This window comes from Nocardia sp. NPDC024068, from assembly GCF_040638875.1.
Lineage (GTDB): Bacteria > Actinomycetota > Actinomycetes > Mycobacteriales > Mycobacteriaceae > Nocardia.
Map to the genome: position 1 here is coordinate 38322 of NZ_JBEZYU010000016.1, position 22542 is coordinate 60863.

The 22542-nt window shown below is 68.3% G+C and carries 20 protein-coding genes and 1 pseudogene; 4 read left to right on the plus strand and 17 right to left on the minus strand.

The genetic code is table 11. The features are described from left to right. The 3 genes and pseudogenes from AB0F41_RS15695 to AB0F41_RS15705 all read right to left on the minus strand — a co-directional run. Nucleotides 1–1386: pseudogene (locus AB0F41_RS15695) on the minus strand (hypothetical protein); the annotation flags it as partial. Then, nucleotides 1383–2999 carry a hypothetical protein gene (locus AB0F41_RS15700; protein WP_357424225.1) on the minus strand — a complete coding sequence of 539 codons (1617 nt, stop codon included), beginning with the start codon at nt 2997–2999 and terminating at the stop codon, nt 1383–1385. The pseudogene AB0F41_RS15695 and the gene AB0F41_RS15700, both read right to left, overlap by 4 nt. A gap of 20 nt (nt 3000–3019) precedes the next feature. Next, entirely contained in the window at nt 3020–3445 is a 426-nt protein-coding gene (locus AB0F41_RS15705; protein WP_357424227.1) for a YbaB/EbfC family nucleoid-associated protein, read from the minus strand. A 197-nt stretch (nt 3446–3642) separates the two neighbouring features. Between AB0F41_RS15705 and AB0F41_RS15710 the strand changes: the two genes are divergently transcribed. After that, entirely contained in the window at nt 3643–4941 is a 1299-nt protein-coding gene (locus tag AB0F41_RS15710; RefSeq protein WP_357424229.1) for a TetR family transcriptional regulator, read from the plus strand. Here AB0F41_RS15710 and AB0F41_RS15715 read toward each other — a convergent pair. Beyond that, the gene (locus AB0F41_RS15715; protein WP_357424231.1) at nt 4938–6116 is read right to left on the minus strand and encodes an MFS transporter; all 1179 of its coding nucleotides are present in this window, start codon (nt 6114–6116) and stop codon (nt 4938–4940) included. The genes AB0F41_RS15710 and AB0F41_RS15715 overlap by 4 nt on opposite strands. Nucleotides 6117–6213: 97 nt before the next feature. Here AB0F41_RS15715 and AB0F41_RS15720 point away from each other — a divergent pair, with 97 nt between their 5' ends. Continuing rightward, complete coding sequence (locus tag AB0F41_RS15720) at nt 6214–7152, plus strand: LysR family transcriptional regulator (protein ID WP_357424233.1); 939 nt, start codon at nt 6214–6216, stop codon at nt 7150–7152. Between the two features lie 35 nt (nt 7153–7187). Here the strand turns inward: AB0F41_RS15720 and AB0F41_RS15725 are convergent, their stop codons facing one another. The 11 genes from AB0F41_RS15725 to AB0F41_RS15775 all read right to left on the minus strand — a co-directional run bounded on the left by AB0F41_RS15725 (nt 7188) and on the right by AB0F41_RS15775 (nt 17339). Beyond that, the gene (locus tag AB0F41_RS15725; protein WP_357424235.1) at nt 7188–7970 is read right to left on the minus strand and encodes a hypothetical protein; all 783 of its coding nucleotides are present in this window, start codon (nt 7968–7970) and stop codon (nt 7188–7190) included. A gap of 12 nt (nt 7971–7982) precedes the next feature. Then, on the minus strand, nt 7983–9161 hold the full coding sequence (locus AB0F41_RS15730) for an MlaD family protein (RefSeq protein WP_357424237.1): 1179 nt from the start codon (nt 9159–9161) through the stop codon (nt 7983–7985). Further along, complete coding sequence (locus AB0F41_RS15735; RefSeq protein ID WP_357424335.1) at nt 9158–10273, minus strand: MCE family protein; 1116 nt, start codon at nt 10271–10273, stop codon at nt 9158–9160. Before AB0F41_RS15735 ends, AB0F41_RS15730 begins: the two co-directional genes overlap by 4 nt. A 238-nt stretch (nt 10274–10511) precedes the next feature. Beyond that, nucleotides 10512–11612, minus strand: a complete 1101-nt coding sequence (locus AB0F41_RS15740; RefSeq protein ID WP_357424239.1) for an MCE family protein — start codon at nt 11610–11612, stop codon at nt 10512–10514. Beyond that, complete coding sequence (locus tag AB0F41_RS15745; protein ID WP_357424241.1) at nt 11612–12622, minus strand: MCE family protein; 1011 nt, start codon at nt 12620–12622, stop codon at nt 11612–11614. The genes AB0F41_RS15740 and AB0F41_RS15745 overlap by 1 nt, the downstream gene beginning before the upstream one ends. Further along, nucleotides 12622–13644: an MlaD family protein gene (locus AB0F41_RS15750; protein ID WP_357424243.1), complete on the minus strand. Its 1023-nt coding sequence runs from the start codon at nt 13642–13644 to the stop codon at nt 12622–12624. Before AB0F41_RS15750 ends, AB0F41_RS15745 begins: the two co-directional genes overlap by 1 nt. Beyond that, entirely contained in the window at nt 13644–15164 is a 1521-nt protein-coding gene (locus tag AB0F41_RS15755; protein ID WP_357424245.1) for an MCE family protein, read from the minus strand. The genes AB0F41_RS15750 and AB0F41_RS15755 overlap by 1 nt, the downstream gene beginning before the upstream one ends. Nucleotides 15165–15171: 7 nt before the next feature. Continuing rightward, complete coding sequence (locus AB0F41_RS15760) at nt 15172–16035, minus strand: ABC transporter permease (protein ID WP_357424247.1); 864 nt, start codon at nt 16033–16035, stop codon at nt 15172–15174. 1 nt (nt 16036) lies between these two features. Then, nucleotides 16037–16903 carry an ABC transporter permease gene (locus AB0F41_RS15765; protein ID WP_357424249.1) on the minus strand — a complete coding sequence of 289 codons (867 nt, stop codon included), beginning with the start codon at nt 16901–16903 and terminating at the stop codon, nt 16037–16039. Then, nucleotides 16900–17115 (minus strand): hypothetical protein, encoded by a 216-nt coding sequence (locus tag AB0F41_RS15770; protein ID WP_357424251.1) that lies wholly within the window; start codon nt 17113–17115, stop codon nt 16900–16902. Before AB0F41_RS15770 ends, AB0F41_RS15765 begins: the two co-directional genes overlap by 4 nt. Then, the gene (locus tag AB0F41_RS15775) at nt 17115–17339 is read right to left on the minus strand and encodes a hypothetical protein (protein WP_357424253.1); all 225 of its coding nucleotides are present in this window, start codon (nt 17337–17339) and stop codon (nt 17115–17117) included. Before AB0F41_RS15775 ends, AB0F41_RS15770 begins: the two co-directional genes overlap by 1 nt. 273 nt (nt 17340–17612) lie before the next feature. On the opposite strand from AB0F41_RS15775, the gene AB0F41_RS15780 reads away from it, so the two are divergent. Further along, nucleotides 17613–18536, plus strand: coding sequence for an oxygenase MpaB family protein (locus tag AB0F41_RS15780; RefSeq protein WP_357424255.1), 924 nt, complete (start codon nt 17613–17615; stop codon nt 18534–18536). 273 nt (nt 18537–18809) lie between these two features. Here the strand turns inward: AB0F41_RS15780 and AB0F41_RS15785 are convergent, their stop codons facing one another. Continuing rightward, the gene (locus AB0F41_RS15785) at nt 18810–19445 is read right to left on the minus strand and encodes a Pr6Pr family membrane protein (RefSeq protein ID WP_357424257.1); all 636 of its coding nucleotides are present in this window, start codon (nt 19443–19445) and stop codon (nt 18810–18812) included. A 201-nt stretch (nt 19446–19646) separates the two neighbouring features. Here AB0F41_RS15785 and AB0F41_RS15790 point away from each other — a divergent pair, with 201 nt between their 5' ends. Continuing rightward, the gene (locus AB0F41_RS15790; RefSeq protein WP_357424259.1) at nt 19647–20264 is read left to right on the plus strand and encodes a hypothetical protein; all 618 of its coding nucleotides are present in this window, start codon (nt 19647–19649) and stop codon (nt 20262–20264) included. Nucleotides 20265–21078: 814 nt separating this feature from the next. Here the strand turns inward: AB0F41_RS15790 and mftG are convergent. Then, nucleotides 21079–22542: a mycofactocin system GMC family oxidoreductase MftG gene (mftG, locus tag AB0F41_RS15795; RefSeq protein WP_357424261.1), complete on the minus strand. Its 1464-nt coding sequence runs from the start codon at nt 22540–22542 to the stop codon at nt 21079–21081.

A 22542-nucleotide genomic window follows, 5' to 3' on the forward strand; every position in this document is an offset into this window, starting at 1 on the left:
CTCCGAACGCGGCCCCACAGCCTCCGAACGCGGCCCCACAGCCTCCGAACGCGGCCCCACAGCCTCCGAACGCGGCCCCACAGCCTCCGAACGCGGCCCCACAGCCTCCGAACGCGATCCCGCAGCCTCCGAGCGGGATCCGCCGCTCAGCGGGTCCGATCCGCCGCTCGGAGGGCGCGCGTCACCCCGGCCGGCGCCGATACCGGGACCTTCGGAAAGTCCACGCAGCAACCCCTGGTGGTGGGCATCGGCCATCCGCTGGAGTTCACCGGCCCCGGGCGTCCGCCACCTCTCGGGCGGCCCGCTCCCCGCCTCGCCTGTTCCGGTTACACGCCCGGTTCGCGGGGCGTCCGGACCAACCGGCGGATCGGACGGATACGGCGCCCGGCCGTCCCGAAGCGCCACCGTGGCCCGCCCCGGACCCACAGCGGCGCCCACGCTGACCGGCGCCGACCGCATGGCCCGGAAAACCCGCAGCGATCCACCGGTGGCCCCGATCAGCCCACCACCGAACCCGGTCATCACCATGGTGGCCATATCGCTCGCCCGCAACGGGCCTCCGGTCAACTGCCACACCAGCAGACCCCCCGCGAACCCGGCGGCGGTTCCGGCCACGGCCCCCGTGACCACGACCCCCGCGACCTGCGCACCTACCAGCGCCTGTGGTGCCGCGCCCGCGGCGGCCCGCCGCACCACGGGCGCCACCACCCGCGCGGCCTCCGCACCCACCAGGCCGGCCACCCCGGCCGCGGCCGTGGCGATACCGGCGGCTCGCCAATCGACGGACTCCCGGTTTCCCTCGCGCACCTGTTTGTACTGGGCCGCCACGTGCACCGAGCCGTTGACCGACCCGGCCAGGACGGTGCTGCGGGCCGCCACCGCCAGCCGCGACTGCCCCAGCGCGAACATCCGCAGCAGCTGCCCGAGATTGCGGATCAGATCGCGCAGGGTCAACTGCATAGCGATCTTGGCCTGCACCCGGTCGTAGGCGGCCTTGGGTGCGTTGGCCATCGCGATATCGACCGCGAGCTGGATGAGCAGGGCCGCGGCCGTTCCGTAGACGAGATACTGCGCGAGTTCGATCTGATTGGCCGCTTCGTACAGCAGCGCCGCGACCTGGTCGTGGAATTCGATCTGGGTGCCGGTATCGCGGATCTGGCTCTCGATCCCGGCGCGCAGGCCCGCACCGGTCGCGCCGTCGATCGCTGCCGCCGCGGCACCGGAACGCAATTCCTCCAGCCGCGTGCTGGTCTCCCGCAACCGCTGCGCGGATTCCGCCCAGGCGTCGGCGCAGCGACGCAGTGCGTCCGGAATGCCCTGGGGCATCGGCCCGGTCACCATATGCTGCAGCCACTGCGGGAAATCCGAGGTGTCGTAGGAGGTCATCCGCCCTCGGAACGCCGCCTCGCGGTTTCGACCAGCAGCCGATGCAGCACCCGGGCCGGTCCGGACGCGGTCTCGCCGCCCTCCACCTCGGCGAACGCGCGGACCAGCGCCGTCGCCGGTTGGAAGCGCGCATCGGCACCGATCGCCTCGTCCCGCCACCGCCGGTAACCCGCCGTCACCGCGGCGAGGGTATCGCCGGGCCCCCAGGGGCCGCTGATCCGGCGGTACTCCTCGATGAGCCGGCGCTGAGCCTGCCGGGCCGGGCCCGGTCCGGCCGCGGCTGCCATGATCCGGCCGAGTTCGGTGCGTACGGCCGCCCCGAAATCGCCCGGCGGCGGGTCCGCTATCGCGTCACGGTCCAGCAGAATCCAGGTTGCGTCGGGTTCGTCCGGACCGCTGCGCTCCCAGGCGGCGCGCGCCGGTGCGCCGACGGCCAGTTCGGCGACCTCGATACCGGTGAGCCGGAGAAACGGGTACTTCCCCAGGACGGGGCCGATGGCGGATATCAGCGACCCCACGACCTCCGGTGCGGCGGGGTAGATATCGAATCCGGCCACGATCAGACCGTGCCGCGCGGCGAATTCCCGCACGGTCGCGAGAATGCCGGGGTCGATCTCGCGGACCGGCCCGGGCTTCGCGACCAGGTCCCGGCCGCCTTTCCGCCGGCGCGCGGACGGCTCCGGGGCCCGCGCCGGCCGGTCGGTCCGCGCGGGCGGAACGACCCCGGCAGGGGGCTGCCGGGGCGGCCCCCACGGGGTGGACGCGGGTGGAGTGGACGCCGCGGGAGCTCGGTCGTAGGAGGACCGGGACCACGGCACCGCACTCCCTCGCTCGGCCGAGCGGCCGGTGGGACCCGCGGCGACGGTCCCGGCCGGAGCCGGGGATTGCGTCCGGGCCACGGCTCCTTCCGGCCGAACCGGTGATCCGGTACCGGTGGGTGGACCTGCTGCTCCGATCGGACCCGTATCGGCATCGGCCACGGACGGGCCTCCGGGCGGGGCGGGGCTGTCCGGGGCCCGGGCGTTACCGCCCGGGTTGTCCGGCGCGGCAGCCGCATTCGCCGCGTCATCCGCGTCACCCGAGTCACCCGCGATAGCCGGGGACTCGGAGGTTCCCGGATCCCGCGCGATCCCGCCGCGCGGAGAGACCGCACCATCATCCGGGAGCACCGGGTGGAGAGTAGGCGTGTGGCCGGCCTGTTCGGCTGCCGCACTCGCGTTTCCGGGCCCGGACGACGTGTTATCCGGAGAGCGGTTCATCGCCCGATCCACGGCACGGCCCGAGACGCGCGCCGGATCACCGGGCCGGGAGGCCACCGCACGGGCACCCTCAGCGTCGGCGTTGTCGAAAGTTTCCGCGGCACCGGTCAATCCGTGGCCGAGTCCGCGGATATTGGCCACCAGGTTCTCGTATCCGCTGAGCCCACGTTCGGCCTCCGGCTCGTAGGTTTCGCCGATCATCCGGCCGGGTTCGTCGTCACCCCAGCACGCACCCTCCGCGCCGAGCGCGGTGCGCAAACGCTCGAGGCCGTGGCGGGTGTTCTCGGCGAGGGCCTCGAGTTCGGCGGCGAGGGCCAGCGCCTGCGCATTGTCGAAATGCAGAGATCGGGTCATGAGCCGTTCCCGGTGCCTCGTCAGGAGGTCCGCGGATCGCTCTCCGCCCCGGGAGCGCCCCGCAGCGTGGGCGCACCGGGGACGAGATCCGGCAGATCGGGCGAGAGCTCCGCCGCCTCGGCGAGCGGAGCGATGAGCGCGCTCGTTTGTTCCCGGCTGCGTCGTGCCGCCTCCGCATAGGCCTGCATCACGCAATCGCGGAGCCGGTCGAGGCCGTGGCGCCGGGCCGCATCGGTGAAACGCACGTCGACCAGCGCACCGGATGAGTCGACGGTCACCTCCACCGCGCCGTCCGGCGACTGCGCCGTCACCCGCGCCGCCGCGAGTTCCGCCTGGATCTCACCCATGCGCTGCTGTTGTTCGCTCAGCGTATCCAGCATCCGGTCGAGCTGATTGCGCATTCCGTAGTTGGCCGAACGGAGTCCCGAACGCTCCCATTCGTCCATCTCGCCCACCTCCACTGCCGTTGTGTCCCAGTTCGGACATTCAGGAAACGAACGGTCGTACTCAGGTTATGTTCTCCCCATCGATGGGAGCCCGAACCCGCACGACGGGTACGCGGCTGTGGTGCGCACCACCGAAAAGCGGCCGCTGAGCGGGGTGGGTGGCATTGTCCCTGGTGAGCCGACGATAGGATTACGGGATGAGCGTCGACAACCGCCGGGCCGGGCCGTCCTCGCCGCCGGTGCGCGCGCGGGGGCGCGGAGACGACCTGGCCAACGGACCAGGCGGCGCCCGCAAATCCGAGGAACCGGCCCGGCCCGTCCGGCGCCGGCCCAAGAACCGGCGGGCGCAGATCGCGGCCGCCGCGGCTCAGGCGTTCGGCTCATACGGCTACCACAGCGTGAGCATGGAGGACATCGCCGGCGGGCTCGGTATCAGCTCCGCGGCCCTGTATCGCCACTACCCCAGTAAATACGCGCTGTTCCAGGAGGAATCGCTGCGAGTCGGCCAGGCCATGGCCGAATCGGTGCGGCTGCCGCCCGAGGCCGCCGAACGGTCGCCGGAAATCCGCCTCCGCCAGGTGCTGGAAGGGCTGAGCACGGTCACGGTGGCGAACCGGGCCAGTGTCACGCTGGTGCGCTGGGAGGGTCGCTACCTGGAACCCGCCGACCGCGAGGTCCGGGCCGGACAGGAAACCGCCGTACTCGATGCCCTCGATACCCGGCTCGCCGCCTACGCCCCCGGCCTCAGGTCCGGTGATCGCCGCGTGCTGGTGATCGCACTGCTGTCCACCATCACCAGCATCGCCGATCACCACGCCGCGCTGCCCCCCAAATCGCTGGTCGCCCTTCTCGTTTCGACCTGTATGAATCTCACGGGGACCGCCCTCCCGCCACCGGCGGATATCGAACCCGTCCCCCCGGTGGAGATACCGGAATCGTTCAAACACGAACTGCTGCTCCGCAAAGGAGTGGAACTCTTCCACGCCCGCGGCTACCCCAATGTGAGCGTGGAGGATATCGCCACCGCCGCCGGGCTTTCCGCGGCCTCGGCGGTATATCGTTTCTACCGCGGTAAGAGCGATCTGCTGACAGCGGCCTTCCGCCGCGCCGCCGAACGGGTGTCCAGCGCGATCGGCCCGGCCGTGGCCGCGGCGGGCGGCCCCCGGGAGGCACTGGATTCGCTGATCGACCAGTACGTCGAGGGATCGTTCACGGAACGCGAACTGACCTTCGTCTACTACACGGAATTCCAGCACGTCCCCGCGGAGGAACGCGCCGCACTGCGCAATGTGCAGCGGCTCAGCGTGGACGAATGGGCCCGGCTGGTCCGCCAGGTCCGCCCCGACCTGTCCGGCCCGCAGTCCCGCTTCCTCGTCCACGCCGCATTCGCGCTGGTAGTGGACTTGGGCCGGTCGTTCGGCACGGTCCCGGTCGCATCCCAGGAACGGGTGGCCCTGCTCATGCGGACGATCCTGTACGGCCCCCCGCCGGCTTAGAACCTGTCCCCCATCGTCGCCAGCGCGGCCACGGCCGCCACACCCGCCGACGCCCAGAGCAGGATGGACAACCCGGCACCGTCGAGGATCACGCCTCCCGCGAACGAGCCCAGCGCGATACTCCCGGTGAAGGCACCGACATATAGGCCTGAAACGGCTTCCCCCCGGTCCGGCGCGGCCTGCACCGCCCACAGCTGACTGCATACCGACACACCACCGTAGGAGAGCCCCCACAGCACGAGTACCGCGGCGGCGCCGAGCGGGGTGGTTCCCAGCAGGAGCAGAGCCGGCAACGCGGCGGCGATACCGATCGCCAGGACGAGCAGTGTCGACCGGACCCGGCGCGCGGCCGCCGCGCCCGCCGCGAAGTTCGCGACGATTCCGCAGATCCCGTAGAGCAGAAGCAGCAGCGAGATACCGATACCGTGGACGCCCGACAACTCTTCCAACGCGGGCCGCACATAGGTGTAGGCCGCGAAATGCGCAGTGACCACGAGAATTACCGCAACCAGTCCTCGGCGCACCGCCGGAATCGCAAGCAACGAACCGGTCTTCGAGTTGCCATCCGCCTCGAGTTGCGCGGGAAGTGCGGGCAGCAGCGTCGCGAGTCCCACGGCAAGACCGACGGCCACCAACGCGAGCGCCCCGAAGGCACTGCGCCATCCCGCGATATCGCCGAGCACGGTCCCGAGTGGCACGCCCAGTACGGAAGCCACCGCGACACCGCTCACCACCATCGATACCGCGAGGCCCGCCCGGCGAGCGCTCACCAGCCGGGTGACCAGCGCGACCGCCAGCGCCCACACGGTAGCCATGGCGAGCCCGACCACGATCCGGCCGACGACGAGTACCGCGAACCCCTGGGCGACCGCGGTGATCAGATTTCCGGCGGCGAGCAGCAGCGCGGCCGCCACCAGAACGCGGCGGCGGTCGAGACCACCGATCGCCCGGGCGACGAAAGGCGCGGCCGGCGCGGCCACGACGCCGGTGACGGCCAGGCTGAACCCCGCCGTACCCGCGGAGATGCCCAGGCCTTCGGACATCGGGGTGAGAATTCCCACGGGCAGCATCTCCGCCGTGACGACCAGAAATGTGGACAGGGCAAGGACGGCGATCGACGACCAGCGTTCGGCGGGTTCGGCCGCGGACGCCCGCGATTCACTCACAATGGACATGAACCCAGTCAAGGATGCGCGGTATCGCGGAACAACAGTGATCAGCTCATTGTTCGATCAGCTGAACTGATCGATCGCGGTGACCGGGAGGAGCGGCATGCCGGACCTACCCGTCCGCGAGCTGGAATGTCTGCTGATACTGGCCGAAGAACTGCATTTCGGCCGGACCGCCCAGCGCCTGCGGGTTTCGCAGAGCCGGGTAAGCCAGCTCGTCGCCGCGCTGGAACGCACCATCGGCACCCAACTCGTGCACCGCACCAGCCGCCGGGTGGCGCTCACCGATTTCGGCGCCGAATTCGTGGACCGCGTGCGGCCCGTGTACACCGAGCTGGCCGATCTGGTCGGTGGTGCGCGGCAGGAAGCCCGGCACGAGCTGCCCGCCCCGATCCGCCTCGGCTTCCAGGGCATCGCCTACGAAACCGTCACGTGGACGCTCACCGAATTCGCCCGCGACAACCCCGACGTGGCCTTGTCATTGCAGGAAATCCCGCTCGGCGACCCGTTCGGCGCCCTGCTGGCCGGGCAGGTCGACGCCGCCGTCGCCCTGTTACCGGTGCGGGAGCCGGAACTCGCGGTCGGCTACGTGTTCCCGCCCGCACCCCGAATGCTGGCGGTAGGACGCGGACATCCGCTGGCGGCGGTCGAACGCATCGATGCCGAGGCCCTGGCGACCGTGGACCTCGTATCGGTGGACGGCTCCGCACCGGAATATTGGCGCGACGTTCACTTCCCGCGCTTCACGCCGCTCGGCAGACCCATCACGGCGACGGTCCGGGTGGCGACGCTCCAAGAAGGGATGACTCTGGCCGCCACCGGGCGGTACGCGATGCTGACCTGCCGTCCGGTCGCGGACCGCAACCAGCGCGACGACCTGCGCTTCCTCCGCGTCGCCGGTTTCGACGAGGAGTCGAGGATGGCGTTGATCTGGCGCTCCGCGCACCGCCGTCCGCAATTGACGAAACTGGCGGCCATGCTCGGCGAACTCCCCGGCGCGCCGCAACCACAGCCGGATCCCGGCAGGGCTACCGTCGCCTGAGCCGGGTGGCCGCTCGCCCCCGGCGGCACCCCCGATCACGGCACGGACGTCGGCGCCAGCGGTGAGTTCATCTGATTCACCAGCCAGCGTCCATCGGTTTTCTCCATCCGCAGCACCATCGCCAGCTGACCGGGCGCGGGCTGTCCCCGCGTCCCGAGACTGGTGATCGTCTGCCCGATCACCACCACCGCCTCCGCGGATTCCGCGTCGGCCGATTTCACGGCGCATTGGATATCGCCGGCCGTGGAGACCACCTGCCCGGCCACCAGCGCCTCTCGTAGTTCGGCGGTGGTGGTCTCGAATTCCTTCTTCCAGTCGCCGGTCGCGCCGGACAAAACAGCAGTGAAGTAGGGGTCCAGATTCTTGGCGTCGTAGTTGGCCAGCACCGGCGCGTACCGGCACGCCGCCTGCCGCACTTCCTCGTGCGCGGTCAGCGTTTCGGCCTGGTTCCGCTCCTGCACGAAGAGGTACGCACCGACCCCGACCGCGGCGATCAGCAGCACCAACGCCACCCCCAGCCCTACCGAGAGGACCCTGACCAGCGAACTACCCGCGCCTGGGTCGTCCGATCGGCTCTCCGGGCCCGTCTGCTTCACGGTGGTCCTGCCCGGCGATCCGGCACCGGCGGGCCGGCTCTCGGCCTCCGGCGGACCCGGCTGCCCGGCCTCCGATTTCACGGCCGCCGGTTCGGCCGCCGGTTCGGCCCCCGGTTCGGCCGCCGGTTTCGGTTCCCCGGGGCTCGCCGCCTCCGCGGCGCCGGTTTCGGCTGCGGTCGGCTCCGGCTCGCTGGAACCGGGTTCGGCTGCCTTATCGCTCATCCTCGATTACTCCTAACGACCCGGAATCGGCCGGGACAGTTCATCACCGGTCACTCCCGGCGGCGGACCCGCCGTATTGTCGGGAACATTCGGCCTGGGCGCGTTCGCCGAGCCGCGTACCTGCAGTGCCGGATCATCGGTGACGCAGTAGTTGTACAACCGGACCCGGCTGTCGGCGCGCTCGGTCGGGACCACCGGGATCGTGTTGTATTCGCAGGTGGGGCGGGGCCAGATATCGACCAGCGTATGGAACATCCCGTCGTGCACCGGAACGTTCAGCGCCGCCGAACCCGCCCGCAGCGCCGGGAACAGTGCCGCGATGGCAGGCTGCCGTAGTTTCGCGGCGCGGGTGATGGCCACGAAATTGGTGACCAGGTTGGTGATCGGATCCTGGGTCTCGGTGATGAACCCACCGAGGGTGGCCAGCTGGCCCGGTGCCAGGTCCAGCAGCCGGCGCACTTCCGCGTCGGCGGCGGTGAGCTGCTGGAACAGCGCGCCCGCGGAACCGGTGAGCGTACTCAGATCGGGCTGGGCGTACTGGGTGGTGTCGGCGATCACCGACAGGTTCTCGATGAGCTGCTCGGTCTGGGGCAGCAGACCCTCCAGACCCGCCATCGCCCGGCTGATCCCGGAGATCATATTGCGCAACCGGTCCGGCCCACCGGCCAGCGCCTTGTCCAGTTCGTCGACGATCACGGTGAGCCGCTCGGGATTGAGGCCGCTGATCATGGCGCTCATATTCGAGAGCAGTGACTGCACGGTCACCGGAATCCGCGTCCGCGCGATATCGACCCGGTCACCGTCCCGCAGATAGGGCCCCGTATCGGCATCCGGCCGGAAATCCAGGTACTGCTCACCGACCGCCGACAAGCGGCCCACCACCACGGTGCCGCCCGCCGGGATCTCGGTCGCCGAGTCGATTTCGGCCACGGCTTCGATACCGGTCTCGGATACCCGGACATCGGCGACCCGGCCGATCCGGGTACCGCGGAAGGTCACATCGTTACCGGTCAGCAGTCCACCGGACCCGGGCAGTTCCACGGTGACCCGGTAGGTGCTGTCGGGCAGCACGTTGATTCGCAGGACTTCCGCGCCGAGATATCCACAGCCCGCGATCAGTACGATCACCAGGCCGATGTTGGCGACGCCGACCCGCCGCCGGACCAGCCAGTTCCAGAGCGGAATGTTCATCGCGGACCTCCCTGCCCGGACGGTCCGGGTTGTGGCGGACTCGTCAACCGACCCTGGATCTTGGCCAGCACCTGCGCCAGGCTCCCGATGAACGCGGGCACATCGGTGCCGTCCGGCAACCGGCTGCGACTCGGATCGGTCAACGCGCCGACACTGAGATAGGAGACCCGCGCCGCGACGGCCAGCGCCGGCCCCTCGAACGACTGCTCCAGCGACGGATACAGACTGTGCAGACCGTCCAGGGTCTGGCGCAGATTGTCGCCCATCGCGGTGAAACCGCCCATGAGCTGCCGGATACTTCCGAACAGGCTGATGAATTCCGGGCTCGTCGTATCCGTGAAATCGCCCAGGGCCGCCATGGTCACCGAGATCTTCTGGATCAGCCCGGTGATATCGCGATTGTTCTCCGCCACCAGCCCGAGCAGATCGGGGAAGGTATCGGCGGCCTGACCCAATTCCTGTTTCCGCGAGGCCAGTTCACCGGTGAGCACATTCACCCCGTGCAGCACGCTGTCGATATCGGCGGTCCGGGCATTCAGCGCGCTCAGCACCTGCGTCATCTCGGTGATCAGATGCGCCAGTTGCGGGGCGCGCCCGGCGAACATGGAATCCATCTCCGCGGTGATACGCGCCGCCTGGTTCAAACCGCCACCGTTGAGCAGCAGCGATACCGACACCATCAATTCCTCCACGGACGCGCCCGCGCCGGTGTGGTCGGTATCGATGATGTCGCCTTCGCCGAGCAGCGCCGCGTCCGGATCCTCCCGCGGCAGCGTCATGGCGATGAATATGTCGCCGAGCGGAGTGGATTGGCGTAGTTCGGCGGTGGTGCCGCGCGGCAACCGGATGTCCTCGCGGATGAGCAGATCCACATCGGCGACGAAATCGGTGGTCGAAATCCCGGTCACCACCCCGATATCGGTACCCCCGATCTTCACGTGCGCGCGGTCGGGCAGGTTGAGCGCGTCGTTGAAGCGCGCGCGCACGGTATAGCCGGGACCGCCGATACCCGGTTCGGGCATCGGCACATTCTGGACCGTCACCGCCCCGCACCCCGACACCCCGAGCACCACCGCCAGCACCAGCGCGGCAAGTCCGATCCTCATCTCCATCCCTTCTGTGGGCAGTCGCATCCGTGGCCGGAGATGGTCGCATTCTGTGGGTGGGGCCCGCCCGGTTCTGGAGCGACCAGAGGGAGGGAGCGATGTGCGCGCACAAACCATGGGTTGCGGCCTTTGAGCACTTCCATGATCACGGAACCCGCCCAGAGGTCCATGGTGCGCGTGAGGTGTGCGGTCTCTCGTCTCCCCCGGACGGTCGCACCCCCGCGACGCCGCAGGCGGCGCCATGTCATTGCGTCATCCCCAGTAGTGCGGCGGTGATACCGAAGTCCGGGCCGAAGTCCTGGGGCCGGCCGGTGCGGCAGCCGTCGGAGCGCATCTGTATCCGTTCACAGAAGGTGGACAGGACCTCGTTGTCGAGCAACGCCTTGTCCAGTAGCGCGTGCACCCGGAACGCCTGATGTTCGTGGCTGACCCCGTTGGCGAGGTTCTGGAAGAACAGTGGTCCGATATCCACCAGCTCGGTGAGGCCGCGGGCGTTGGCCCGCATCTGCGCGGAGATGGTCACGAACCGTTGGAGGGCGCCGGCCAGCTGGTCGCGATTCTGCCCCACCACCGACGAGGTGTTGGCGACGAAATCGTTCAGCTGGATGAGCACCGCGTGCAGACCGGGCGACTGCTCACCCATCAGTTGCACCAGTTCGGTGAGCCGGGCGCTGAAATCCCGGACCGTCTGATCGTTCTGCGCGACCACCTGGGTGATCTCGTTCAGTTTCACGATGGTGTTGGCGATCTGGTCCTTGTTGGCGAAGGTCACCTCGAAGGCCGCCGACAGATCGTCCAGGGTTTCACGCAATCGGTCGCCGTTGCCCTCGAGCAGCGGAAACAGCACCCGGCTCGCCAGTGGCCCGGCCTGGTTGTCGCCTTTGAGCGCGGCGCCGAGCTGGTCGAAATTCTCCAGGATCCGGTCCAGTTCCACCGGCACCCGGGTTCGTTCGAGCGGAATATGCATCCCGTTGGCCAGTTTCGGTCCCGCACCGGTGTAGGCGGGCGCGAGTTCGACATGCCGGTTCGTGATCAGCTGCGGGGAGATCAGCGCGGCCATCGCGTCCGCGGGCACCGCGACATCCTTGTCCAGCGCCATGGTGACCTCGACGTAGCTTCCGCGTGGAGTCACGGTCTCCACCCGGCCCACCGGGACCCCCAGCACCGCGACCTCGTTGCCGGCGTACAGACCGGCCACATTCTCGAAATCGGCGCTGATCCGGATGTTCTCACCCAGATACTGTTCCGGCAGCCCGGCGATACTGTCCGGCAGCACCGAGCACCCGGCCCCGCACAACCCGGCGATACCGATCGCCACCACCCGCAGAATCTTGCGCAGGCTCATCATCCACAACCCTCCACAGCCTGCGCGAAGCACAGCCAGTTGTCCGGCAGGAACCAGGGCGCCCACACATCGGCGTAGGGCCCGTTGCCGATCACATTGTTGAACTGCCGCAGGGTGACCGGCATGACCTCGTACAACCGGTCCAGGTTGTCCCGGTTCTTCTCCAGCCCCTGGGTCATGGTGTCGAGGTTGGCAATCAGCGGACCGAGCTGCTCGTTGTTCTCCACACCCATATCCCGCAGCAGTCCGGACAGGGCGGCCACATTGTCCAGCAGCCGGCGCAGCAGGTCCTGGCGCATCGCCACCGCGTTACCGATGGCCTCGCCGCGGGTCAGCAGCATGAGCACGCTGTTCTGGTTGTCGGCGACCAGCTGCGAGACCTGGTCCATTCCCTTGAGCAGCGTGTCGACCTCGTCACGCCGGGCGTTGATCACCGCGGCGAGTGAACCGATCGAATCCAGGGCGGTCACCGCGAGTTCCGGGGAGTCGCCCATCTGCTGCGAGAAGGCGTCCAGCGCGTGCCGGAGTTTGCCCGGGTCGATGCGCTCTATGCGCTCGAACGAGGATTTGTACATCGGATCCTGGATGACCTTGGCCAGGTTGTACGGAACGCTGGTGGCGGCCAGCGGAATCCGGCCCTCGGACGATTCCGGTCCCGATCCCGGTACCAGTTCGATGTGCAGGCGGCCCAGAATCGTCGACATCTTGATCGCGGCACGGGCATCGGTGCCGAGCCGGATATCCCGGCTGATCTTCATCACGACCTCGACCTTGTCCCCCGCCAGCCGCACCGCACGAACCTCGCCGACCTCGATTCCGGACACATCCACCGTCGCGCCGGGACGCATGCCCGCGGCCTGCTGGAATTCCGCGGTCACGGTTTTATCGGTGAACCGCAACTGGGAGACCACACTGGATCCCACCAGCAGCGCCGCCACCGCGGCCGCGGCGATCAAGCCCTGCCACAGGAACCGGTTCTGCGAGTACCTCGGGAGTCGCAATCGGGCCATCAGCGACACACCTCCGACTGGGAGTTCCCGCCGATCTGCGAGAACAGTCCGGGCGGTAGCAGCACACCCCACAGCGAGACGTCCAGATTGCAGATATAGGCGTTGCCGTAGGCGCCGTACCCGGTGAACCGGGCCAGGCCGTTGAGCACGTTGGGAAGTTCTACCGCCGCCTGATCCAGCGCGGCACCGTTGAGCAGCAGCAGTTCCACCGCTGTCGACGCCTCGTTCTGCGCGAGCGCGATATCAGGTTTGACCGCGGTGATCAGGCCGGTCAGCGAATCGGTGGCGGTGGCCACCTGGTCCACCGAACTCTTCAAGGTCTCGCCCTCGGCGTACAGCGCGTCCATCAAACCCCTGGTCTGCGTAATCAGTGTCTCCAGCTCTTCGCTGCGGTTGGCCAGACCGGCGATCACACTGCTCAGGTTGGTGATCACCGCGCCCAGGATCTCGTCCCGCTGCCCGAAGGTGCCGGCCAGTTCGGCCGCCTGGGTGATGAGCGCGCTCAACGACACCCCGTCGCCCTGCAATGCCTGGATCAGGGTGTCCGACAACGAATTGACCTGGTCGGGTTGCAGCACGCTGAACAGCGGCTCGAATCCGGACAGCAACGCCGAGACATCGAAGGAGGGTTCGGTGCGGTCCACCGGGATATGCGCGCCCGGCGGTATCTCCGTTCCCCGCTCGGTCCCCGGTAGCAGCGCGATGTACCGCTGCCCGATCAGGTTCTGGTATCGCACCAGCGCCTTGGTGGTATCGGTGAGCCGCTGGCGCTCCTCGATCCGCAGCACCAGCCGGGCCTTGTAATCCGGCTCGAACTCGAGCGAATCGACCCTGCCGACCCGCACCCCGGCCATCCGTACATCGTCGCCTTCCCGCACCCCCATCACATCGGTGAAGGTCGCCGTGTAGGTCTCGGTCTCGCCGGGCACCGACCGCTGCAGTGTGGACCAGATGGTGTAGGTCAGCACTATCGCGATCACAGCGAAGAGACTGAATCCCGTGATCGTGCGCGCCAGACGCATCAGGCGTCCCCCTCCGAGTAGACGTCGATCGTGCCGCCGGCGAGCACCGAGGTGAGCAGGAGCAGTTCAGCGGTCGTGGGTTCGCGCCCGAGCAGCGCCGCGACGGCGGCGTGACCCCGCAGCTGCGCGATCGGGGCACCGGCCGGAGCCGCCGCGGGCGCCGGTTGTCCCGGGCCGGTGGGTGTCCCCGGAGCACCGGGAGTTCCCGGAACGCTGGGAGCACCCGGAACGACAGGTGTTCCCGGAACGACGGGAGTTCCCGGAGCGACGGGAAACAATGGTACGGTGATACCCGGGATCGCGGGCAGACCCGGGATGGCGGGCAGGCCCGGCAACGCCGGAAGCGCGGGGCCGGGCACCGGTGCCGGCGGAACCGGTGCCTGCGGCTTCGGCCCGGCGCCCTCGACCCATCCGGGCAGCAGGGTCGGCGGGTACTCCTGCGCGGGCGCCGTCTCCGGAACGGAAGCGCCGCCGCAGCGCGGGCCGGCCATTTCGCCGTAGCGGGGGCAATCCCGGGCCGTGTACTGCTGGAACGGGGTGAACGAGACGTCCAGGCTCCAGCGCATCTGCCGCTGCGCGCCCCAGCCGAACGCACCGGACAGCTTCCCGAGGGCCGCGTTGAGGTTGGCGACGGCGGTCGGAATGGCCTCCGGGTCCTGCGCCAGCGAACCGAACAGGCCGTCCAGGCCGGGCACCAGTTCCTTGGCCGCGTCGGGGTTCCGGGCGAACAGGCCGTTCACCGAATCCACCGCGCCGCCCGCGTCGGCGAGCATGGTGATGAGGTTCTGGCGGCGTTCGGTGAGCGTCCGCGCGGTGGTCACCGACTCCGACAACACCCCGACGAGCTCGGGCGCCGACCGGCTCAGCGCGGTGGTCGCGCGGCCCAGGTCGCCGAGCATATCTCCCACGCCCTGGACCTGACGGATCTCGGTGACCCATTTGTCGAGCCGTTCCACTGTCGATCCGGGTGCCCGCGCCCCCGGATCGAGCGCTTCGGAGAAGGTCGCCAGGACGCGGCCGAGTTTCTCCGGCTGGATCTTGGTGAGCACGTCACGCAGGACGGTCAGAGTGGTCTGCAACTGCACGGTGCCCGCGCTGGTGTCCTCGGCGATCTCCGCGCCCTCGGCCAACCGGCCGGGTGTGACGCCGTTGTCGACGAGTTCGATACCGGTGACCCCGAACAGGTTGTTCGGCACCACCCGCGCGGTCACGTTGTCCGGAATGGTCGGCGCGATCCGGGAGTCCAGGTCGATTTCGACCTGCTGCCGTTTACCGGCCGCCACCACCTCCACGGCGGTCACCGCGCCCACCACCATGCCGCGGAATTTCACATCCGCACGCTCGGGCAGCCCGTCGCCGGTGCTGGTGAGCACCGCCCGCACCGGCACCCGGTCCTCGAAACGTCCGGTGTAGCGCAGGCCCAGCAGCCCGAGCAGCACCGCCAGCAGGGTGAGCATGGCCAGACCGGCCGTCGTCATATGCCACGGTCGCGGCCCCCGGCCGCTGTGATCGATGATCATCGACGCCTCACCCCGAAATCCGGAAACCGGGGTCGATACCCCAGATCGCCAGTGTCAAGAACAGATTCGCGAACACCATCACGACGATCACCATCTTGATCGCCTGCCCGGCCGCCACCCCGACACCTTCCGGCCCGCCTGCCGCGAAGAAGCCGTAGTAGCACTGGATGAAGGTGGCCAGCAGTACGAACACCACGACCTTGAGCAGTGAGAAGAAGAGATCGGGGCCGATCAGGAATTGGAAGAAGTAGTGATCGTAGGTACCCGCCGACGTACCGCCCAAGAGCAGCACCGACAATTTCGTGGCCAGATACGCCACCGCCAGCCCCACGCTGTACAGGGGGATGATGGTGAGTGTCGACGCGATCATCCGCGTGGTCATCAGATACGGCAGCGGCCGGATGGCGATGGATTCGAGAGCGTCGATCTCCTCCGCGATACGCATCGAACCGAGCTGGGCGGTGAACCGGCAGCCAGCCTGGATCGCGAACGCCAGGGTGGCAAGAATCGGCGCTAACTCACGGGTGGTGGCGAACCCGGAAATGGCGCCGGTGAGCGGTCCCATGGTCAGCAGGTTCAGCGCGCTGAAAGCCTCCATTCCGACCGTGATCCCGCCGAACCCGCACAGGATGATCACCACGCCGACGGTGCCGCCGCCCACGATCAGCGATCCGTTGCCCCAGCCGACATCGGCGGTCAGGCGCAGGACTTCCTTGCGGTAGTGCCTGAGCACGAACGGCACCGCGAACAGCGCCTGTACGAAGGTGATGGCCTGATGGCCGAGCCGGCGATTGGCATCTATGGGCGCCGCCGCCGCGGAGGCGACCAGGCGGACCGGTTTGAGGGCCGGTGGGGTGTACGGAGTGCCCACGTCAGATCACCTTCGTCGGGAAGACGGTGTTGTACACCTGGGTGATGATGATGTTGGTGGCGAACAGCATCAGGGCCGATGAGACGACCGCCGAATTCACGGCGTTGGCCACACCGCCCGGCCCGCCCTTGGCGTGCAGGCCGACATCACAGGCGATGATCGCGGTCAGCATCCCGAAGATCGCCGATTTCACCAGCGCCACGGCCATATCGTTGGCCACGGCGAACGAGGCGAAGGAGCCGATGAACGAACCGGGCGTACCCGATTGGGCGTACACGTTGAACATATAGGCGGTCGCGAAGCCCACGAATACGATGAACCCGCACAACAGCATGCTCACCAGCACCGCGGCGACGAGTCTCGGGGCGACCAGTCTCCGGACCGGATCGACCCCCATCACCATCATCGCGTCGATTTCCTCCCGGATCGTCCGGGACCCGAGGTCGGCGCAGATGGCCGAACCGACCGCACCCGCGATCATCAGGGAGGTCACCAGCGGCGCCCCCTGCCGGATGATGCCCAGTCCGGCGACCGCGCCGATGAAGGTGGTGGCGCCGACCTGGTTCACCAGCGCACCGATCTGGATCGACACCACGACAGCGATGGGCATGGCGACGAAGATCGTCGGCGCGGCCGATACATTCGCCATGAAACCGCACTGTTTGGCGAATTCCGCGAACGGGAATCGGCGCGCGGCCATGGATTTCACGGTCTCCACCGCGGCCTGCCGGCCCAGGGTGACCTGCCGGCCGAGGGTCTCCAGGGAGCGCTGCGGGTGGCGCCGCCACAGGCCCTTCAGGTCGTCGACGGCCTGTTCGAGATCGGTACGGTCCGGTGGCCTGCCCGCTCCGGCCGATCCGGCGGTCACCACGGCAACACCGGGCCGCTCGTATCGAGATCACCGGTGAGGTAGTGCTGCAGCAGCACCAGCCCGGCGCCGACGGCCGCGATACCCGCGGCGAGCACACACAACAGCGCGAGCCAGAGTCCGAAGCGCAGTACCGGATTCACCTTCGTCCGCCCACCGAGGATCTTGACGACGATCACCATGATGTCGATGAGCCACACCAGCGCCATCATCAGGTCATCGACACATTCGCGAAGGTGAGCACCGGCCAGCACACGATCGAACCGAGAAACGAGATGATCACATCCAGGCCGTGCATCTCGCGCAGATGCGAGGTGTGGGTCAGCGTCCAGACGATTCCGATGAGCCCGTAGGGAATGCCGAGGATGATGAAGGTGCCCACGAACTCGGACACCTTCATCTCATAGCTGAAAATACGATCCAGCCGTTTGAGCATATCGCGCTCCTTCCTTGACCGGCCGCCGCGCCGCCCCCCGCCAGGGAACGTCTGAGACGGTTGGTCGGAGCGGTATGTTACGCACGATTCCTGTCGCGCCGGAAGGTTTTCGTGAAGATTGGTGCCATGAGATCATGGCTTGACACCTGTTCTAGGTATCTTTCCCACCCCCGAATCCGAACCGTAAGTTAGCCACAGTTCATTCATATCCAGTGACTGTGGGAAGAATTTAGAGTAACTTAGGACACATCTGATCCCTGGGGAAGGATGCCCATGACCGCCGCCGCACACTCCTGGCAAACCAACGCTCCGGACGACTCCGGTCACCGACCGCCGACCACGGAGCAGACACGTATCCGGATCGCCACCACACACCGGCCGCTCACCAAACGCCCGCTCCGGCTCACCGATGCCCTCGATTTCTGGCAGTTCGCCGGCGCCGCCGCCAACGTGATCATGCAAATGGCCAACCCCGGTGTGGGATACGGCGTCGCGGAGAGCAAGGTGGAATCGGGTTCGCTGATGAAACACCCGTGGAAGCGCGCCCGCACCACCACCCAGTACCTGGCCGTCGCCATCCTCGGCAACGACGCGGAGAAGAAGGCATTCCGGGAGGCGGTCAACGTCGCCCACCGGCAGGTGCGTTCCGAACCGGGAGCCCCGGTCGAGTACAACGCCTTCGACCGCAACCTGCAGCTGTGGGTGGCGGCCTGCCTCTACATCGGCTTCGAGGACACCTACCAGCTGCTATCGGGCCGGATGAGCCCGGAGCAGAACGAGGCGTTCTACCGGTCCTCCTCCTCGCTGGGCACCACCCTGCAGGTTCCCGAGGATATGTGGCCGGCCACCCGCGCCGACTTCGACGAGTACTGGAACAAGGCCTGCGAACAGGCCGTCCTCGACGATTTCGTCCGCTCCTACCTCAACGACCTGCTCGACCTGCGAATGATCCACTGGTACCTGCGCATCCCGTTCCGGGGCCTGCTGCGATTCCTCACCATCGGTTTCCTCGCCCCCCACTTCCGCGAACAGATGCGGGTCGAATGGACCGCCGCCGATCAGCGTCGCTTCGAGAACCTCTTCCTCTTCGTCGGTTTCGTGAACCGCTTCATCCCCCGCTTCCTGCGCCACGGCGGCAGCCACACCCTGATGATGGACATCCGCCGCCGCATCAAGCGGCAGAAAAACCTCATCTGAAGCCGGGAGCAGGCCGGACCGGCACCGGGCGCGCATCAGATCGAGCCCGGCCACACCACCGGGGCGGGAGGACCCGGTGAGGCGACCGGGCAGAACGGAAGCTCCAGATTCGGGCGCGATTCCGCTAAAACGCGTTGAAGTGATGTCGATTGCTTCGGACCGGCGCCTCGGGACCGCTCGGATACCGGGGACAGTAGGTTCGCAATGTCCATCCGGGAAGAGGCGGCCCACAAAGCGCGGCCGAACTGGGTGCGACCGGCCTCGACGAGATCTTCAGCTGAGCCGCGGCGGCCGCTCCCGCCGGCCGCGCAGATCACCGATTCCGGCCACCGCCACCGCGAGCAGCGCGAACACCATGGTGAGCACGATCAGCCCCAGTGCCAGCGATACATACCCCTGTTCCGTCGGGTCCAGGAACGGATACGGGTACCAGCCCGCCCACGGCCCCCGCAGCAGCGTGTAGGCCGCGTACACCGCCGGGTAGGCCAGCCAGGCGCCGATCAAACCGGGTGTGATCCCCAGCCGCCGGGGCGCCACAATCCAATCGGCGAGGATGACGATGGGCAGCACGCGGTGCAGCACGTCGTTGATCCAGCGGTCGTCGAGCATCACGTCGAGGTGGGCCAGCAGGGTCGCGTACACAACCCCGGTGATCACCAGGTAGAGGGTGCTCGCGCCACGTAGCACCTGCCAGCGCCGGGCAGCGGGATCGGCGAAACCGCCGACCAGCAACACCACCACACCCAGCACATTCGACTGGATGGTGAAGTAGCTGAAGTAGTTCGCGAGCGAGAAGCCCTCCGCGCCCAGGTCCCGCACCGGGATCCACGCCAGCGCTACGACGCCGAGTATCCCGACGCCGATTCGCACCACCCGCAGCCAACTCGCCGCGCCCGCATCAGCAGTCATGCCCCCCAGATGATCACACGGGAGGCGATCGGCTGCTCGGACGCGCGGACGGTCGCATCGGCCGTTGCCCCCACTACGACCTGTCACCAAAAATTTCCCTACCTATTGAATGTGCCGTTATCTAGCGGTACGGTAAGCATTGTTCCGATAAATGCAGCGCCCCGCGAGCCCACCGGGACGTGATCAGTTAGGACCCCACCGATGAACCGAACCCCGGCCCAGCGCACCCGACGTATCGCCGCCCGGATCGCCGCGATCGCAGTCCTCACCCTGACGCCACTCGCCGGTGTCGCCGGCACCGCCCTCGCCGACCCGGCCTCCTCGAGCAGCGATTCCCACGATTCGAGCGATTCCGGCGGCTTCGGCGGCTTCGGCAACGACCACGATCACGGTTACGGTTCCGGCGACCGCGGCACCGGCCACACCGGCATCGGCGACAACGGAGTCGGCTACGACAACGGCGATTTCGGCTGGGATGACAACGGCCGGTACGGATATCGCGACCACAACCGGCAGAACTACGACGGCTGGAACGACCAGTTCAACAGCGGCGGCAACGACCGCGGGGACCGCGATTCGCACGCCGGCTACGGCAACGACCGCGACAACGATCACGACACCCCCGTCACCCGGGATCGCGAGACCAACCGCAGCGGACCGCCGCACGGTGGCTGGAACATGCCCAACCCCTACATTCCGCCGGCCCCGCCGAGCCTGCTGCCGTCACTGCCGGCGCTGCTGCCCGGCCTGCCGCCGCTGCCGCTGCCCCTGCCGGTAACGGGCCTCCCCGGCCTTCCCGGCACCGGTAGCGCCTTCTGATCCTCGAATTTTGTACCGTTATCCAACGGTACATCCATATGCGGGCCGCTTTCCTGGCAAAGTCTCCTGGCAACTCAAACATCCGGGTAGCTCTTTCCGGCAGTCCCCGAGCCGGCGGAGGCGATCGGCCGCTGCGGGTTCATCGCTCCGGCCCGCACGCACCACACCGATGTCGACGTCGAGCCCGGCACCGATGTTCGCGGGCACGATTCCCCGACGGGGCCGGGCGCAGAATTCCGATGGTTCCGCGATCGCGGGGAGTTCGCTGGGTCTTCCGCACCGGCGCCGTACCTTCCCCGAGTCCGGCGCCGGGTGCGGATTCCCGGGTGCCCGTATCACGTTGCCGCAGCGGGCCACCCGAAGGACCAGAGTACTTGTTCGCGGCGGGATCTCGGGGAGATCGGGCCGGGGTGTCGAAATTGGAGACGCAATATTGCGTGATGCCGCTTGGTATTTCGGCGAAGCGCCCCGGTGAGCTGTATCCCCGACCGATACAGCTCACCTACCACACCGGTTGTCCCGGCGCGGGGCAGTGGGGGCATATCCATAGCAAACGGCTATACCACTGCCGTGGCGGTTCGCGGGCGGGCCACGGAGATCGCCCGCGCGCGCGGACCGAGCCGCCGCCCGGCGAATCGCACCGGTGGAAAGTACCGTAGGGTCCGCGGGCGCGCCAACCGAACAGCGAGACCAGCACCGGGGCGGGCCGGAAGCGCGCAGCGGCGTTCGCCACCGGTTAGCGCGACATCACCGAACGCGTGTATCGAATCGTGGCGCACACGGCCGCGAACCGGCCGTTCTCACCGCCGGCGTATCAGCGCAGATCCGCGGTCGCGCGTTCGGCGAGCAACACCACGGTCGCCTGCGGGCCCCGGCTCAGCGGTACCGGGACCACCGAAAGATCCACCACCGACAGCCCGTCCACTCCGTGGACTCGGCAGCGCTCGTCGACCACCGCCCGCGCGTCGTCCGCGCGACCCATCCGGCAGGTTCCCGACAGATGCTGCGAGGTCTCCAGCCGTTCGTGCAGCCATTCATCGGTGATGGCGCCGGAGGCCGCCGCGCCGACCGGCCGCGCCGACATGGTGTCGAGGATCTTGCCGGCCAGTTCCACCGCCTCGCGGAGCCGGGCGCGGTCGACGGGGGTCGCGAGATATCCGTGTTCGATCAGTGGCGCGGTGCGTGGGTCCGCGGAGGCCAGGCGGATGCTGCCCGTGCCGGTGGGCCGCATCAGGGTCACACCCATCCGGTGCGCTCCGGGCGTGAAGGCGATCGTGTAGGGGCGGATTTCGATATCGTCGAATTCCAGCACGTATTCGACCGGCACCACACCGTCCGACGGCGCCGGATGCCGGTAGTCGATCCCGATCTCGGGGTGGTCGGTGGCCCACTGCCCGACGGGCGAAGGCGCCACCACCGGGATATCCAACGCGGCCAGTTGTCCGGGCGGACCGATACCGGAACGCAGCAGCAGCGCGGCCGATTCGATCGCCCCCGCCGACACCACCACCCGGTCGGCGTAGATCGTCTCGACCCGCCCGCCGGACAGACAGTCCGCACCGACCACCCGGGCTCCGTCGAAACGCAGCCGGAGCACCGAGGTATCGCCCCGGACGGACAGATTGGGCCGCGAGAGCGCCGGCAGCAGATACGAGTGCGCCGGTCCGATGCGTTGATACCGGCCCGCCGCGTCCGGCGGGCCGACCGTGCACGGCACCGGTCCCACGCCTGATTCCGGGCCACCGGGCAGCGCGTTCCAGTCCGCGACCTCACCGAAGCCGAGATCCAGGCAGGCCGCGCCGAATTCGGCCACCAGCCGGGACGGGCGGGCGATCCGCCGCAGCGGCACCGGACCGCTGCGGCCGTGCCCGGGATGGTCACCGAAATCGTGATCGTTCTCCAACGACCTCAGATACGGCAGGACATCCTCGAAATCCCAGGCCCGGGTGCCGGCTTCCCGGCTCCAGGCCGCGAAATCCCGGGCCGCGCCGCGGATGAAATAGCAGCCGTTCACCGATCCGGAACCGCCGATGCCCCGGCCACGCACGATCCGGCCCGGACGGTTCGGCGTGAACAGCACCGGGTAGCGCCAGAGCCACGGTGCGTCGTCGCCGACGGGCAGCCCGGCACTATCGGTGAGTTCGGGCGGGAAATCCGCGGCCGACGCCCAGTAACTGCCCGCCTCCACGAGCCGGACGTGATGCCCGGGATCCTCACTCAGTCGCGCGGCCAGGACACAACCGGCCGTCCCGGCACCGATGATCAGCGTCTCCACCAC

What these genes read in the sequence shown, in the direction of transcription:
- AB0F41_RS15790 (WP_357424259.1), top strand. Translation starts at nt 19,647, where the DNA reads ATGAACCGAACCCCGGCCCAGCGCACCCGACGTATCGCCGCCCGGATC.
- AB0F41_RS15705 (WP_357424227.1), bottom strand. Translation starts at nt 3,445, where the DNA reads ATGGACGAATGGGAGCGTTCGGGACTCCGTTCGGCCAACTACGGAATG.
- AB0F41_RS15775 (WP_357424253.1), bottom strand. Translation starts at nt 17,339, where the DNA reads ATGCTCAAACGGCTGGATCGTATTTTCAGCTATGAGATGAAGGTGTCC.
- AB0F41_RS15755 (WP_357424245.1), bottom strand. Translation starts at nt 15,164, where the DNA reads ATGATCATCGATCACAGCGGCCGGGGGCCGCGACCGTGGCATATGACG.
- AB0F41_RS15740 (WP_357424239.1), bottom strand. Translation starts at nt 11,612, where the DNA reads ATGAGCCTGCGCAAGATTCTGCGGGTGGTGGCGATCGGTATCGCCGGG.
- AB0F41_RS15730 (WP_357424237.1), bottom strand. Translation starts at nt 9,161, where the DNA reads ATGAACATTCCGCTCTGGAACTGGCTGGTCCGGCGGCGGGTCGGCGTC.
- AB0F41_RS15750 (WP_357424243.1), bottom strand. Translation starts at nt 13,644, where the DNA reads ATGCGTCTGGCGCGCACGATCACGGGATTCAGTCTCTTCGCTGTGATC.
- AB0F41_RS15700 (WP_357424225.1), bottom strand. Translation starts at nt 2,999, where the DNA reads ATGACCCGATCTCTGCATTTCGACAATGCGCAGGCGCTGGCCCTCGCC.
- AB0F41_RS15785 (WP_357424257.1), bottom strand. Translation starts at nt 19,445, where the DNA reads ATGACTGCTGATGCGGGCGCGGCGAGTTGGCTGCGGGTGGTGCGAATC.
- AB0F41_RS15715 (WP_357424231.1), bottom strand. Translation starts at nt 6,116, where the DNA reads ATGTCCATTGTGAGTGAATCGCGGGCGTCCGCGGCCGAACCCGCCGAA.
- AB0F41_RS15745 (WP_357424241.1), bottom strand. Translation starts at nt 12,622, where the DNA reads ATGGCCCGATTGCGACTCCCGAGGTACTCGCAGAACCGGTTCCTGTGG.
- AB0F41_RS15725 (WP_357424235.1), bottom strand. Translation starts at nt 7,970, where the DNA reads ATGAGCGATAAGGCAGCCGAACCCGGTTCCAGCGAGCCGGAGCCGACC.
- AB0F41_RS15770 (WP_357424251.1), bottom strand. Translation starts at nt 17,115, where the DNA reads ATGATGGCGCTGGTGTGGCTCATCGACATCATGGTGATCGTCGTCAAG.
- AB0F41_RS15735 (WP_357424335.1), bottom strand. Translation starts at nt 10,273, where the DNA reads ATGGAGATGAGGATCGGACTTGCCGCGCTGGTGCTGGCGGTGGTGCTC.
- AB0F41_RS15710 (WP_357424229.1), top strand. Translation starts at nt 3,643, where the DNA reads ATGAGCGTCGACAACCGCCGGGCCGGGCCGTCCTCGCCGCCGGTGCGC.
- AB0F41_RS15720 (WP_357424233.1), top strand. Translation starts at nt 6,214, where the DNA reads ATGCCGGACCTACCCGTCCGCGAGCTGGAATGTCTGCTGATACTGGCC.
- AB0F41_RS15780 (WP_357424255.1), top strand. Translation starts at nt 17,613, where the DNA reads ATGACCGCCGCCGCACACTCCTGGCAAACCAACGCTCCGGACGACTCC.